This window comes from Bacteroides sp. QWL-09 (genome assembly GCF_058683585.1).
In genome coordinates, this window is sequence record NZ_CM178748.1 from 573,758 (window position 1) to 588,952 (window position 15,195).

The 15,195-nt window shown below is 42.8% G+C and carries 7 protein-coding genes; 6 read left to right on the forward strand and 1 reads right to left on the reverse strand.

Annotated elements, in window-relative coordinates; genetic code table 11:
- Window positions 1–14 precede the first annotated feature (14 nt).
- The 5 genes from AC4PG5_RS02275 to AC4PG5_RS02295 all read left to right on the forward strand — a co-directional run bounded on the left by AC4PG5_RS02275 (window position 15) and on the right by AC4PG5_RS02295 (window position 10,214).
- On the forward strand, window positions 15–1,169 hold the full coding sequence (locus AC4PG5_RS02275) for a DUF4934 domain-containing protein (RefSeq protein WP_492029843.1): 1,155 nt from the start codon (window positions 15–17) through the stop codon (window positions 1,167–1,169).
- Window positions 1,170–1,273: 104 nt separating this feature from the next.
- Window positions 1,274–2,389, forward strand: a complete 1,116-nt coding sequence (locus AC4PG5_RS02280) for an efflux RND transporter periplasmic adaptor subunit (protein ID WP_492029844.1) — start codon at window positions 1,274–1,276, stop codon at window positions 2,387–2,389.
- A 15-nt stretch (window positions 2,390–2,404) separates the two neighbouring features.
- Window positions 2,405–5,500: an efflux RND transporter permease subunit gene (locus AC4PG5_RS02285; RefSeq protein WP_492029845.1), complete on the forward strand. Its 3,096-nt coding sequence runs from the start codon at window positions 2,405–2,407 to the stop codon at window positions 5,498–5,500.
- An 8-nt stretch (window positions 5,501–5,508) separates the two neighbouring features.
- Complete coding sequence (locus tag AC4PG5_RS02290; RefSeq protein WP_492029846.1) at window positions 5,509–6,960, forward strand: TolC family protein; 1,452 nt, start codon at window positions 5,509–5,511, stop codon at window positions 6,958–6,960.
- A gap of 11 nt (window positions 6,961–6,971) precedes the next feature.
- On the forward strand, window positions 6,972–10,214 hold the full coding sequence (locus AC4PG5_RS02295) for an efflux RND transporter permease subunit (RefSeq protein WP_492029847.1): 3,243 nt from the start codon (window positions 6,972–6,974) through the stop codon (window positions 10,212–10,214).
- A 267-nt stretch (window positions 10,215–10,481) separates the two neighbouring features.
- Here the strand turns inward: AC4PG5_RS02295 and AC4PG5_RS02300 are convergent, their stop codons facing one another.
- Window positions 10,482–11,879, reverse strand: coding sequence for an alpha-L-fucosidase (locus tag AC4PG5_RS02300; RefSeq protein ID WP_492029848.1), 1,398 nt, complete (start codon window positions 11,877–11,879; stop codon window positions 10,482–10,484).
- A gap of 566 nt (window positions 11,880–12,445) precedes the next feature.
- Between AC4PG5_RS02300 and AC4PG5_RS02305 the strand changes: the two genes are divergently transcribed.
- Complete coding sequence (locus AC4PG5_RS02305) at window positions 12,446–15,184, forward strand: SusC/RagA family TonB-linked outer membrane protein (RefSeq protein ID WP_492029849.1); 2,739 nt, start codon at window positions 12,446–12,448, stop codon at window positions 15,182–15,184.
- Window positions 15,185–15,195: the final 11 nt, after the last annotated feature.

A 15,195-nucleotide genomic window follows, 5' to 3' on the forward strand; every position in this document is an offset into this window, starting at 1 on the left:
ATGACTTTTATTAAATGAAAATAGATATGATTAAAATGTTCTGTGTTAGAGTTATTGGACTTTTATACTTTGCTTTTGTCCTTCTTCTAATGTGTGCTTGCCATGGAGCAAAACGTGGGGATGTGATGACGAATGATCACTCAATAACAGAGGCCTTTCAATTATCGAATGATGATGCAAATCTGACTTTAGTTGATTCGGTTACCTATATTCCATTGATGGAAGACAATGATTATTTGTTTTCATCAATTAGTAAGATGATTGTAAAAAATGATAAAGTGTATGTCTTTGATTTATTAGGTTCTAATTCTTTATTTTGTTTTGATATTACCGGACATTTCTTATTCAAAATCGGACAAAAAGGTGAAGGACCACAGGAGTATCTTAAACTTTGGGATTTTGATGTAAATGATCACTATGTGTATTTGTATGATATCAGTAGAAAAAAGATGCTGAAATATGATTTGCAGGGGGACTTTATCACTTCTCGTAATACGACGTTTAGAGCTTCTGCATTTAAATTATTAGATAATGGTGAGGTGCTCTTTTCTTTCGAAAAAGGTGAGGAGGATAACATTTTACTAGTACAGACAGACTCGTGCTTTGTTGTTCAAAAAAAGATCCTGAAATATGCAGATAAAAATTGTGATGATAAAATAACGAATAATTTATTTCAGGTATCTGGTGATTATGTGTTTTATAATAAGCCTGTCAACGATACGGTGTATTTGTTTTCTAAAGAGGATGGGGGGCTTGTTAAAAAATACGTATTCGATTTTGAGAAGAGATCGGTTTCACCCAATCTTAAAAATAATTATGAGAAACTGGTTGATGATAGAGTCGCTAATGATTATGTTTATTTTTTCGACACTCCTTTTGTTGTTGGAAATCGGTTAATTGGTTCTGTGTTTAAGGGGAAAAATAAAGGAACTTTGATTTATGACCTAAAAACAAAGAAATATCACATTAATAAATGGATACCTAATGAATTATCATATCGTGACATAACCATTCCTTTGTTTACTAATGGGAGACAAATCGTTAGTTGGATGGATGATGAGATTTTTGAGTGTTTAAAAGTAAAACCGCTTCTGACTCCAGAGAATCTAAGACATCTGAAAGAGGGTGGTCGTCTATTAGTGATTTATAATACAATTGATCGGATTTGATTTGTTGAGAAGATACATTCTACGCTTTTTATAAATAAACAAAATTGGATTCTTCATCTTTGAATAATTTTTTATACATTTATAGCGACTTAATACTTATAATTATGACAAACACGATTCGAACTATAGCTCTATTGAGCTTTTCTACTGTGCTATTCTTCTCTTCTTGTTCATCCGAAAAAAAAGCGGACAGCAACAAGGCGGAAGAGGGAGTGGCTACAGTACTGCCACAAGATAAAAGTGAGGTAACGGTGTTACCTTTGAAAAAACAACTGTTTAATCATGAATTGGTTAGTAATGGCAAGATTGTAGCTTGTCATTCGGCGGATTTGCGTTTTGAAACGTCGGAGGTTGTTGCTCGGGTTTATGTAAAAAATGGCGACCGTGTGCGACAAGGACAGCGCTTGGCTGAGTTAGATAAATTTCGTTTAATCAATAAATTGGCGCAGGCTAAAGAGGCCTTGGAACGATCGAGGCTTGAACTGAAAGATGTGTTGATTGGGCAAGGATATTCGGCAACAGATTTTGATCGTGTACCTCAAGAAATTATGAAACTCGCAAAGGTGAAAAGTGGTTACGAACAGAGTCGTGTACAGTATGAACTGGCTAAGCGGGAAGAAGAGAGGGCTACTTTGATAGCACCTTTCGATGGGGTAGTGGCTAACTTGTTCGTTAAACCACACAATTTGGCCAATCCTTCCGAGACGTTTTGTACGGTGCTAGATAGTAAAAATATGGAAGTTGACTTCTCGGTTCTTGAGAGTGAACTTGCTTTGATAAAAAAGGGAGACCGCGTGAGCGTGAAACCTTATGCTGATCGGTTGGCCGATTATAACGGAAGTGTGATAGAGATCAATCCGTTGGTCGACCGTAATGGTATGGTTCGGGTAAAAGCTCATGTCGACGGGAAAGGGAAACTTTTTAGTGGCATGAATGTTCGGGTGAGTGTGAAACGTGTGTTGAAATCTTGTTTGGTGATTCCCAAAACGGCTGTTGTGTTACGATCGGGTAAGCAGGTGGTGTTTACGCTAAGTAAAGGACAGTCTAAATGGAACTATGTGCAGGTTGAATTAGAAAATTCAGAAAGTTGCGTCGTGGCAGAACGGTTGGAGAGAGGTCAGGCGGAAGGCTTGGTCGATGGAGATACTGTGATTGTTTCGGGTAATGTGAATCTGGCTCATGAGGCACCTGTCGTTGTGACAAGTGTGTTGAAGAACTAACGGGAGAGAAAGAGGATGATAAAGTTTTTAATCGAACGGCCGATAGCTGTGTTGATGGCGTTTACGGCTTGTTTTATTGTGGGTTTGGTGACTTACTTCACTCTGCCGGTGTCGTTATTGCCGGATATTGCTATTCCTGAAATCACGGTTCAGGTTTCCGGTGCGAATACCTCGGCTCGGGAATTGGAAAACACGGTGATGAAGCCACTTCGTCAACAACTCATTCAGGTGTCGACGTTGAAGGACATGACTAGTGAGACGAGGGATGGGAATGGGATTATTCGTTTGAGTTTTGACTATGGTACAAATACGGATCTGGCGTTTATCGAGGTGAATGAGAAGATTGATGGAGCCATGAATTATTTGCCTAAAAATGCTGAGCGTCCGAAGGTCGTGAAAGCGAGTGCTACGGATATTCCGGTGTTCTATCTTAATCTCACGTTGAAGAACGATCAGGCTGATCAGCCGACCAATCAGCAAGCGTTTATGGAACTTTCAGGTTTTGCCGAGTCGGTCATTAAGCGGCGAATTGAACAATTGCCCGAAGTGGCTATGGTCGATATGACGGGATTGGTGGAGAGCGCTCTGCAGATTGTGCCCGATGAAGCTAAGATGGCGACTCTGGGGCTTACTGTCAAAGATATTGAGATGGTATTGACGGAAAATAATGTGGAACCCGGAAGCATGAAAGTGCGGGATGGGTATTATGAGTATAACATTAAGTTCTCGACGTTATTGCGTACGGTGTCTGATGTGGAGAATATCTTCATGAAGAAGGACGGGCGATTATTGCAACTTAAGGAGTTTTGCCGGGTGTCTATTGTTCCGGAGAAGGAGAAAGGGGTGTCGATCTCTAATGGGAAGCGAGCCGTAACTCTGGCGATCATCAAACAGGCGGACGAGAATATGGACGATATGAAGGAGGCATTGACGGCGACGATGACTTACTTTAAAGCGGTTTATCCTGATATCGAGTTTAGTATTAGTCGCAATCAGACGGAGTTATTGGATTATACGATTTCTAACTTGCAACAGAACTTATCGTTGGGCTTTCTATTGATCTGTTTGGTGGCAATCTTGTTTTTGGGAGATGTGAAATCACCTTTCATTATTGGTCTGAGTATGGTGGTTTCTATCGTTGTTAGCTTTCTGTTCTTTTATCTTTGTAAGATGTCGCTCAACATTATTTCATTGTCAGGCTTGATCTTAGCTTTGGGTATGATGATCGATAGCTCGATTATCGTGACGGAGAATATCTCGCAATATCGTGAACGGGGATATTCGTTACGTCGGGCTTGTGTTGCCGGGACGAGTGAGGTGGTGACTCCGATGTTAAGTTCTTCGCTCACAACAATTGCGGTGTTTGTCCCGCTGATCTTTATGAGTGGCATTGCCGGGGCGATTTTTTACGATCAAGCTTTTTCCGTGGCTGTGGGACTGATGGTCTCTTATTTCACGGGAATTATGTTGTTACCGGTTTTGTATATGCTGGTTTACCGTACCGGGTTGTACGCGCGGCGGTGGAAACTATTTAGCTTAAAGATTAATAATCCGATAAAAGATCATACGCTAGATCGTTTTTATGATAGAGGGGTCGACTGGGTGTTCGGGCATAAAACGTTTAGTGTTCTTTTTTGTCTGATCTCTTTGCCGCTTTGTGTCTTCTTTTTCTTCTTTATCGACAAGGAACGTATGCCGGAGATTGATCAAAATGAGCTTTTGGTTCGTGTGGAATGGAACGAGACGATCCACTTGGAAGAGAATAAGCGTCGGGTGGATGAGGTTCTTGCTGCTTTTCGTGATCGAGTGGAGGTGGAAGAGGCGGCTGTGGGACAGCAGGACTATTTGTTGAAACGTGATCGAGAGTTGACAGCTACGGAGGCTGAGCTTTATTTTAAAACGAGTCGTACGGATCTGATTGAGGGGCTGCAAACGGATATTTCCCGAATGTTGAAAACGAAATATCCCACGGCGGCGGTGAGCTTTTCTCCACCGGAGACGGTGTTTGAGAAACTTTTTGTGACGGGTGAACCGGATGTGGTTGCGGAACTTTATCCACGCAACAAAGATAAAATGGTACAAGCTGAGGAGTTAGTGATGTTGGAACATCGTGTAGCAGACAAGGTTGGCGTGACTCCCACAGGGAATTCTTTCCAGAACCAGTTGAGCTTGATGATTGATAAAGAGAAATTGTTGCTTTACAGAGTACCGTATGATGAACTCTATCGGGTGTTGAAAACGGCTTTTAAGGAGAATAGTGTCGGAATGTTGCATTCGTTTCAGAGCTATTTACCTATTCGTATTGCAGAAAATGAGCAGACGGTGAATGAGATTCTGGATGAAACTCTAATTTCGACTTTGCCCGATATGGTGGAGGGTACGGTTCATGAACTTCCTTTACGAGAGTTTGTGCGCATTGTACCTTCACAGGATTTAAAAACCTTAACGGCCGGAAGGAATGGGGAGTACATCCCATTGAAGTTCTATGGGGTGGATCAACCGGAAAAACTGATTGCCGATGTGAAGCAGACGGTGAAGCAGGATCATCGTTGGGAAACCGGCTTTTCGGGTAGCTTCTTCTCGAACCGTAAGATGTTGAATGAACTCACGCTCATCTTGTTGGTTTCTTTGTTATTGATGTATTTTATTTTAGCGGCACAGTTTGAGAGTTTTGTGCAACCTTTGCTGGTACTGATGGAGATTCCTATTGATGTGGCGTTTGCTTTGGTGTTGTTATGGATTTGTGGACACACGCTCAACTTAATGTCGGCTATCGGGTTGATTGTGACTTGTGGTATCGTGATTAACGACTCTATCCTGAAACTGGATGCCATTAATGAGTTACGTAAATCGGGAGTCCCTTTGTTGGAAGCTATTCATGAAGCGGGAAGACGGCGATTGCGTCCTATTATCATGACTTCGCTGACTACCATCTTTGCAATGGTGCCGCTTCTTTTTTCGTCCGATATGGGATCGGAACTTCAACAACCGCTATCGATTGCTATGATTGGCACAATGCTAGTTGGTACGTTGGTGAGTTTGTTTATTATCCCCCTTCTATATTGGTTTATTTATCGTCGTAAGGAAACACAAAAAGATCAGATCAAATGAGGATTGGAATGAAAGGATTTATCATTATAATGGCCGGTGTGCTCAGTGGCACGACCTGGGCCCAGAAACCTATGCGGTTGACCTTGAAACAAACGATTGAGTTGGCAAATGATAGTTCGTTAGAGGCTTTGCGCACTCAAAATCTTTATCAAGCCAGATATTGGGAGTATCGCACCTTTAAAGCGAACCGTTTACCGAGTCTGACGTTGAATATGACGCCGGCAGAATATAATCGGGACATCACGAAACGGTATGATTTTCAGCAGAACATTGATGTGTATCGCAAACAACAGTCGTTCTTTGCGGGTGGTGGACTGTCGGTTAAACAGAACTTCGACTGGACCGGAGGTACGTTTTATGTCGATTCTAAATTGGACTATTTGCGAAACTTCGGGGATAACCGGACGACTCAGTTTACAAGTGTTCCGGTACGTATTGGTTATGCTCAAAATCTTTTAGGGTATAACGCTTTTAAATGGGATCGACGCATCGAACCGTTGAAGTTTGAGAAGGCTCAAAAGGAACTGATCTATGATATGGAGCGGGTGTCGGAACAGGCCACGACTTATTTCTTTGCGCTGGCCTTGGCTCAAGCGGAGTATCGGTTGGCTCAGGAGAATCGAAATTCATCCGACACGCTGTATCGTATTGGAGAGGAGCGGTATAAGATTGCGGCGATCTCGCAGGCCGATTTGTTGACGCTTAAACTGGATCGGGTGAATGCGCGAAATACGTTGCAGAATAAGTCGAGCGATCTGAAACGAACGATGTTTGCTTTGGCTTCGTTTCTGAATTTGGATAAGGAGACTGCTCTTGAACTAGAGCTGCCGGAACGTCCGGAGGAATTGATGATCTCGGCTGATGAGGCTTTGCAATGGTGTAAAGCGAATAATCCGAAGTTTCTGGAGCTGAAGCAGACCATTCTCGAAGCGGAACGTCAAGTGAGCAAAACGAAGAGTGAGTCGCGTTTTAATGCCAGTATTAATGCGAGCATTGGCTTTAATCAGGCTGCCGAACGTTTCCGAGACGTGTATCACGATCCTATGCGGCAAGATTTGGTCTCGGTCAGTGTAGCGGTACCTCTAGTGGATTGGGGGGTACGAAAAGGAAAGCACAACATGGCGAAAAATAATCTGAATGTGACTAAGATCTCTGCTCGTCAGAATGAAGTGACGTTGGAAGAGGAGGTGATCATGACCGTCAGTGAGTTCAATACGCAGCAAGCGTTGATGGAGAGTGCTTCGGAGGCTTTGGATCTTTCAGTGTTGGCCTATGAGCAGACGCGGCAACGGTTTATCATAGGTAAAGCTGATGTAAATAGTCTGACGCTTTCACTCAATCGGCAACAGCAGGCTCAGCAGAACTATATTGCGGCTTTGCAGAAATATTGGCAACATTATTATAAGATTCGTCGGTTGACTCTTTATGATTTTCAACGAAAGATCTCTTTGGTTCATTAAGAGGGGAGGTTATGGCGTTGAATGAGAATAATCATAATCATGGGGCGATAAAGAGAACTTCTGCTTTTACATTAATCGTGAGCTTTGTGTGCATTGCTCTGATTGGATTGGCGTTTATCCCTTTGTTGCCGGTAAAGTTGAACCCATCGCGCACCTTGCCGGGGTTCACGGTTCAGTATAGTATGTCGGGGGCTTCGTCGAGAGTGATTGAGATGGAAGTGACTTCGAAACTGGAGGCGATGTTATCGCGAATCAAAGGGGTGAAAGAGATCTACTCTGACTCTAGAAATGGATGGGGAACAATCACAATCACTCTAGATAAGCATGTCGATACCGATATGGTGCGTTTTGAGGCTTCTACCATTATTCGTCAGGTTTGGCCGGACTTGCCCGATGGGGTGAGCTATCCGGTTATTCGGATGAAACTTTCGGAGGAGAATGCTTCGCGTCCGTTTATGTCGTACACGATTAATGCTCCTGCTACTCCGATTCTGATTCAGAAGTACACGGAGGAGCGGATCAAAAGCCGGTTGGCTCAATTGCCCGGTATTTATAAGATTGAGGTGACAGGGGCTACACCGATGGAATGGCGATTGGAATATGATAGTGAGCAGTTACGACAATTGGGCGTGACTCTTTCTGAGATTACGTCGGCCATTCGATTACACTACAACAAGGAGTTTTTAGGTATTTGTCATGTGGAGTCGACCGGCGGAAGATCGCAGTGGATGCGCCTGGTGCTCGATAGTAGTGCTCCTGTCGGGGCTTTCGATCCGAAGTTGATTCAAATTAAAAATGCGAATGGACGACTGATCGGTCTGGATGAATTGGTCCGAGTGGTACATCGGGAGGAGGAGCCGCAGAACTATTACCGGATTAACGGCTTGAACTCGATTTATCTGTTTGTGACGGCTGAAGAGTCGGCGAATCAGTTGCAGTTGAATAAGCAAATCTCATTGCTGATGGCAGAGATTGAAAGAGATTTTCCTCAAGGGTATGAGGTACATGTGAGTTATGATGCAACTGAGTTTATTCGTGGGGAGTTGAGTAAGATTTATCTTCGAACGGGATTGACGATTGCGATCTTACTGCTTTTTGTATTGGTGATCACGTTGAATGCTAGGTATCTCTTCCTCATCGTTGTGAGTCTTGCGGTTAATATTGCTGTGGCGGTGATCTTCTATTATTTGTTTAATCTGGAAATGCAGTTGTATTCTCTAGCCGGAATCACGGTCTCGCTCAATCTGATCATTGATAATACGATTGTGATGAGCGATCATTACATGAGAAAGAAGAACAGAAAGGCTTTCATGGCCCTTTTAGCGGCTACGTTGACGACCATTGGTGCGTTGGTCATAGTCTTCTTCTTGGATGAGAAGATACGACTGAACTTGCAGGATTTTGCGGCAGTAGTCATGATCAATCTGGCGGTTTCTTTGTTGGTTGCTCTTTTCTTTGTACCGGCATTGATCGATAAGATCGGATTGCACCAGTCGCGGCGGTGGCGTGGACGTATCTATCGTCGACGTTGGATGAACTTCTCGGTGTTCCATTCTTTTAGACATTTCTTGCGACGGATGCCGATCTATTTTACACGGGGTTATATCTGGCTGATTCGATTCACTTGTCGTTTTCGCGTCGGCGTGTTCTTGCTCTTTCTTCTGATCTTTGGATTGCCGGTGTTTATGTTGCCCGAAAAACTAGAAGGTGAAGGACACTTGGCAACTCTTTACAATGCGACATTTGGCTCGGAGACCTATCGAAATGATTTTAAACCGGTGGTTGATAAAGCATTGGGGGGGACGTTACGTCTATTCATTGAGAAGGTTTACGACGGAAGTTATTTTACCCGTAACGAGGAGGTGGTGCTGTCTGTCAATGCGAACTTGCCGAATGGGAGTACGCTGGAACAGATGAATACGTTGATTAAACGGCTGGAAACCTACTTGAGCGAGTTTAAGCAGATCCGACAGTTCCAAACATCAGTTTATAGTGCTAATCGTGCCAGTATCAATATTTTCTTCAAGAAAGAAGATCAAAAGAGTGGATTTCCGTATACGCTTAAAGCGAATATCATTGCCAAATCTTTGCAACTAGGTGGAGGAAGTTGGAGCGTTTATGGTTTAATGGATCAAGGTTTTAGTAATGATATTCGTGAAAATGCAGGCTCGTTTAGAGTCACGATGTATGGGTATAACTATGATGAGTTGTATGCTCGTGCCGAGGAATTCAAACAGGTGCTGCTGACTCATCGACGTATTAAAGAGGTTACGATCAATTCTGAGTTTTCGTGGTGGAAAGACGATTATCAGGAATATTATTTTAATCTCAATAAGGAGCAGATGGCTAATCAGGGGATTACTCCTTATCAGCTTTTCGGCGTTTTACGTCCGATTTTTGGACGGGATATCGAGGCGGGACGACTATTGACGGATACGGATACGGAACGGATTAAGTTGGTCTCTCGTCAGTCGACGGACGATGATATCTGGGCCATGAATTATTTTCCCTTGAGTTGGAACAATCGGTTATATCGACTTTCTGAATTGGCTGAGGTCACCAAAGGTCAGATGCCTCAGGTGGTCTCAAAGGAGAATCAACAGTATCGCTTATGTTTGCAATATGAATATATTGGTTCGAGCAATCAAGGGGTTAAGGTTTTGGACAGAGATTTAGAAGCATTTAACCGAACTTTGCCGATGGGTTACTCTGCCGAAGCCTCCGATAGAAGCTGGGGATGGGGGGAGAAAAATCATAAGCAGTATGCTTTATTGGGACTGATCATTGCTATCATTTTTGTCATTACGAGTATTCTGTTTAACTCGCTGCGCCAACCTTTGGCTATCCTTTTTGTGATTCCTATTTCTTATGTGGGAGTGTTCTTGACGTTCTATTGGTTTGAGCTGAACTTCGATCAAGGAGGTTTTGCGTCGTTTATCTTGCTTTGTGGAATAACGGTGAATGCGAGTATTTATATTATGAATGAATATAATTCTATTCGTCGACGATCTCCGCTATTGTCCCCTTTAAGAGCTTATACCAAGGCTTGGAACACGAAGATTATTCCGATTTTCTTAACGGTGATGTCCACCATTCTGGGCTTTATCCCATTTATGATCGGTACTCAGAAAGAAGCATTTTGGTTCCCATTGGCTGCCGGTACCATTGGGGGATTGATCATGTCGGTCGTGGGCATTTTCCTCTTTCTACCAATGATGACGATTAAACTAAAAACAAAAAAACAAAGGAACTGAAACGCTGAAATTTGTTGATGCAGGGGAATAAAGAAACCGAATTCCAGAGACAGAAGAAGAGTGCATGATACTCATTTAAAATCAGTTCGATAGAACTTTAAATGGTGCAAGTTGCTTTTGATGACGATTGTTAAAGGCAACAAGTTCTCTTTTTCTGATTCTAGAAAACGATTGTAAGATGTTTCTTGCATAAATCTTTGCTCCAAGAGGCTTCTATCTTAGACCTTTTCTTAATAGAAAGGTCTAAGATAGAAGCCGAAACTGCATTTATTGGATAAAATAAGCTGAGAAACGATTTATCAAAGGAGTGTCTACTGATTCGGTGGCGATCCATCGAAGAGCTGATACATTGACAGGGGCAATCTCTTCAATTCGCTTGTGTCCAATGCATTGGCCTGAGCATAAAGTTTGCCATTTTCCATTCACTTTCCCTTCTACTCGATAATTCCGTACACGTTCACCTTGTCGGATATCTTCCGAAAGAACTATGGTATTAATGCTAGTGCTGGCAGGTAGTTTTAGCGTGATGCGTTTACCTTGTCCTTGGGTGGAGGCTATCGGTTGATCGAAACGGCGGTGAATCTCGTTGCCGAACTCTTTCAGTCGTTTTACATCGGCATCCGGAATAAGTCCTCTATCGTCAGGAGTAACTCCTAAGATAAGCGTAGAGTTATGTCCTACTGATTTATAGTACATGCTCATCAAATGTTTCAGTGGAAAGATATGCTCTTCATCGTTAGGTTCCCAAAACCATTCGTGTCGCCCGTTGTAACCTCTGAGTGGGGCATCCGACATGGCAGGCATGTAATATTCTCCATTTGGGTCACCCCCTCTTAATAGCCGGTAGTTATCCTTAAATATCTGTTGTTGGTTTTTGGAGTGTGAGTAAGGGTAGGGGAAGTTGCCCCAACATGGATAGGCTACGGTGCCCGATTCGGAACCACCCCAGCGAATATCGGCGCGTTGACTGTTGTGATAGAAGATTATGTTTTTCTGATATTTTTCTACGATGGGGAGAATATCGGCTCCTCCCAATTCGGGGCCGTGGCCTCCACCATCGTACCAAACGATAGCTAAATCACCATAGCGTGACATCAGTTCTTCTGTCATCCCTTCGCACATTTTGTTATAGAAGGCTTGACGATTTTTCTGAAACGGACTACCGTCGTTGGGGGTTAGGAAGTCGTGTATGCCTAAGAAGGAATTCCAACGAATACCGATGTAAATTCCGGGTAGAATGCCGTATTTGCGGCATGACGTTACGAAATCGCGTACAATATCCCCTTTTCCGTCTTTCCATTTCAAAGCTTTCATGCAATAGGGGTTGACATCCGACTGATAAAGAGCAAAGCCCGTTTCGTGAGTGGCAGTGAGGATGGCTATTTTTGCTCCCATGGCTTTGACCGAGCGAATCCATTGGTCGGTATCCAATTGATCGGGCTGGAAGATGTTCACGTCAGGGATGGGGGTAATACGATTGTAGGCTTGAACATATTTCTTGCCATCGAATACGTGTAGGTCGTAATGGAAGACGGCCGTCAACTCGGCATTTTGCCATGTCAGTTGGGCTGGTTTGGGAATAGGAAGTGAAGACTTTTTTGATGGGGTCTGCCCATTGGCAAATAGTCCGATGAAAAGTAATAGAATTGTAGAAATCTTTTTCATGCTGTCATTGTTTTAAAAGTGTTAGAAAGTTTTAGATACTATGGATATAGGTGTTGCTTGTTACTGATGTGCTTTGTATAGGGCCATTACCGGTCCTCGTTTTGTACCAAGGTTAGGTTCAACGATAACTTTGAGGGTAAAATTACTGAATTTTATTGTTCAGTAGAGGATTTCTGCAAAGAGTTTGCAAAATATAAAGAAAGATGTCTTTATAGAGAGTCATTTACGTTATCAGCTATTCGGCCGAACTTACGTTAATATTAGTGCAGTGCACTATTTTATTCCGGCAGTGTGCTATTTTATTTGTTACACTGTATAAATTAGGTGGTTCTTAAATCCTAAAAGCAGAGCGTAAATTGGCTGTAATTAAAATATTTTTTTTATGATTTTCTGGTATTAATCTGAACGATTTCTTGTAACTTTAATTCGAATCTATATAGAACTTTATGCGAAGATAATCCTTATATTAAGAGATATGAGAATTCAACTTGAATGGTTTAAATCAATGAACGATAGGATATATTTTATATTTTTGTAGCAAATTTTAATCATAAACTTGAGACTATATGACTCTTTATCGAAAGTTTTTTATTCTTGGAGTATTGCTTTTGGGGTCTTCTTTTCACCTATCTCTATCTGCTCAAAAGGTGGAGACAGCTCGACGGGATTCTTCTATAACGGTGGGATATGCTACCGGTAAATTGAAGAATTTATCGGGTTCTGTAGAGAAGATTACCGAACAACAAATGAATAAGGAGTTGATCACTAATCCCCTTGAAGCCATTCGTGGCCGGGTGCCGGGGTTGACAATCGATCGGGGTTCAAACGGACCGGCAGCTTTGGATGCTGTACGGTTACGAGGAACGACTTCGTTGAGCAGCGGAAATGATCCTTTGATTATTATTGACGGAGTCTTTGGTGATTTGAACACCTTGGCTTCTGTTTACCCAACCGATATTGAAAGTTTTACCATTCTTAAGGATGCGTCGGAAACGGCTCAATATGGTTCACGCGGAGCTTCCGGAGTGATTGAGATTACGACCAAGAAGGGAATGAGTGGAAAGACACGGGTGAGTTATAATGGAACTTTTGGATTTAGTTCGGTCTTTAAAACGCTAAAGATGCTTTCTGCCGATGATTTTCGTCGGGTGGCACGTGAACATGGACTCTCGATTGTAGATAAAGGGGAACAGACGAACTTCCTGAAAGAGATTACGCAGACCGGTTTGCAACAAAACCATCATGTGGCTTTTGACGGGGGAACAGAGGAATCTAACTATCGTGTATCGTTAGGGTTTATGGATCGACAAGGAGTCGTTTGGCATGAAGATCTGAAGAACTTCACGTCGAATATGAATGTGAATCAACAATTGTTCGATGGATGGGTGACCTGTGAGTTGGGCATGTTTGGCTCTATTCAGAAGAACCGTAATTTGGTCGATCAACAAAAGACGTTTTATTCGGCAGCAACTTTTAATCCGACATTCCCGAATCATCGAAACGCAGAAACGAATGGTTGGGACAATGTGTCGAATGCGAGTCAGATCACTAACCCTTTGGCTTGGATGGAGGTTAAGGATAAAGATGCAACCTCGCATCTGAGTACTCACGGGCGAGTGACGTTCCACTTGACAAAGGAGTTGAAACTGGCGTTGTTCGGGGCTTATACATATAACATGGTGGAAAATTCGCAATACTTGCCAACTTATGTTTGGGCACATGGACAAGCTTACAAGGGAGTCAAAAAGAGAGAATCACTTCTGGGGCACGTGAAACTGACGTATCAGAAAACATGGAAAAAACATTTCTTCGATGTACTGGCTTTAGCTGAAGCTCAGAAAGAAACTTATTCGGGGTTTTATACTACGGTGACGAACTTTAGTAATAATGCGTTGGGCTATGATAATCTACAAGCAGGAGCATTGCGTTTATGGGAGGGAACGAACTCGTATTATGAGGAACCGCGTTTGGCTTCATTCCTCGGGCGATTTAACTATACGTATGCCGATCGTTATATTTTCACAGTGAATACCCGCGCCGATGCTTCTTCGAAATTCGGTCGTCATCATAAATGGGGCTTTTTCCCTTCTTTATCGGCCGCTTGGGTGATGAGTGATGAACCTTTTATGAAGTCCGTTACGATGATTGATGATTTAAAATGGCGTATAGGGTACGGTTTGGCCGGCAATCAGAGTGGGATTGATTCGTATACCACGCTTAATCTGATTCAACCTAATGGGGTCGTTCCTGTGGGATCGTCGGCTGTGGTCTCTTTGGGAAATATCCGGAATACAAATCCTGATTTGAAGTGGGAGGTAAAACGAACCTTTAATGCCGGGGTTGACTTGGCGATGTTGGGTAACCGGGTGTTGTTCTCGGCCAATTATTATGTTTCGAAGACGAGTGATATGCTTTATCTTTATAATGTGAGTGTGCCTCCTTTTACCCATAATACGTTGTTGGCCAACATTGGTTCGATGCGGAATAGTGGTTTGGAGTTTTCACTCGGGATAACACCGTTGCGAACGAAGGATATGGAACTTAATGTCAATGCCAATTTGACTTTTCAACAGAATAAATTGCTGTCGCTGAGTGGTAATTATCAAGGTGAAACCATTTCGACTGCCGAATACAAATGGTTGGCTAGCTTGAATGGAGCCGGATTTCATGGGGGATATAACCATATTGTTTATCAGATGGTCGGTCAACCTTTGGGGGTATTCTATTTGCCGAAGTCGACCGGTCTCACGGGCGATGTGACTAATGGCCGGAAATATGGCATTGCCGATCTGAATGGAGGAGGAGTGAGCCTTGAGGATGGGGAAGATCGCTATGTGGCGGGACAAGCCATGCCAAAAGCTCTGTTGGGTTCGAATATTAGTTTTCGCTATAAACGTTGGGATGTTGCTCTACAGATAAATGGAGCATTTGGACATAAAATCTATAATGGTACGGCGTTGACCTATATGAACATGAATAGCTTCCCCGATTATAATGTGATGGAGGGGGCACCGGAACAAAATATAAAGGATCAAACGGCAACGGATTATTGGCTTGAACGAGGGGATTATTTGAACTTCGATTACTTGACGGTGGGGTGGGATGTGCCCGTGACTAAATGGAAACGGTATATCCATTCGCTGCGATTGGCTTTTACGGTGAAAAATCTAGCAACGATAACCGGTTACTCCGGGTTGACACCGATGATCAACTCGTCGACGGTGAATGGTACGCTAGGGGTGGATGATAAACGGAATTATCCGATATCTCGCACGTATACGATAGGATTGAGTATTAACTTTTAAGGGTAGAGGAG

What these genes read in the sequence shown, in the direction of transcription:
- AC4PG5_RS02275 (WP_492029843.1), top strand. Translation starts at nt 15, where the DNA reads ATGAAAATAGATATGATTAAAATGTTCTGTGTTAGAGTTATTGGACTT.
- AC4PG5_RS02280 (WP_492029844.1), top strand. Translation starts at nt 1,274, where the DNA reads ATGACAAACACGATTCGAACTATAGCTCTATTGAGCTTTTCTACTGTG.
- AC4PG5_RS02285 (WP_492029845.1), top strand. Translation starts at nt 2,405, where the DNA reads ATGATAAAGTTTTTAATCGAACGGCCGATAGCTGTGTTGATGGCGTTT.
- AC4PG5_RS02290 (WP_492029846.1), top strand. Translation starts at nt 5,509, where the DNA reads ATGAAAGGATTTATCATTATAATGGCCGGTGTGCTCAGTGGCACGACC.
- AC4PG5_RS02295 (WP_492029847.1), top strand. Translation starts at nt 6,972, where the DNA reads ATGGCGTTGAATGAGAATAATCATAATCATGGGGCGATAAAGAGAACT.
- AC4PG5_RS02300 (WP_492029848.1), bottom strand. Translation starts at nt 11,879, where the DNA reads ATGAAAAAGATTTCTACAATTCTATTACTTTTCATCGGACTATTTGCC.
- AC4PG5_RS02305 (WP_492029849.1), top strand. Translation starts at nt 12,446, where the DNA reads ATGACTCTTTATCGAAAGTTTTTTATTCTTGGAGTATTGCTTTTGGGG.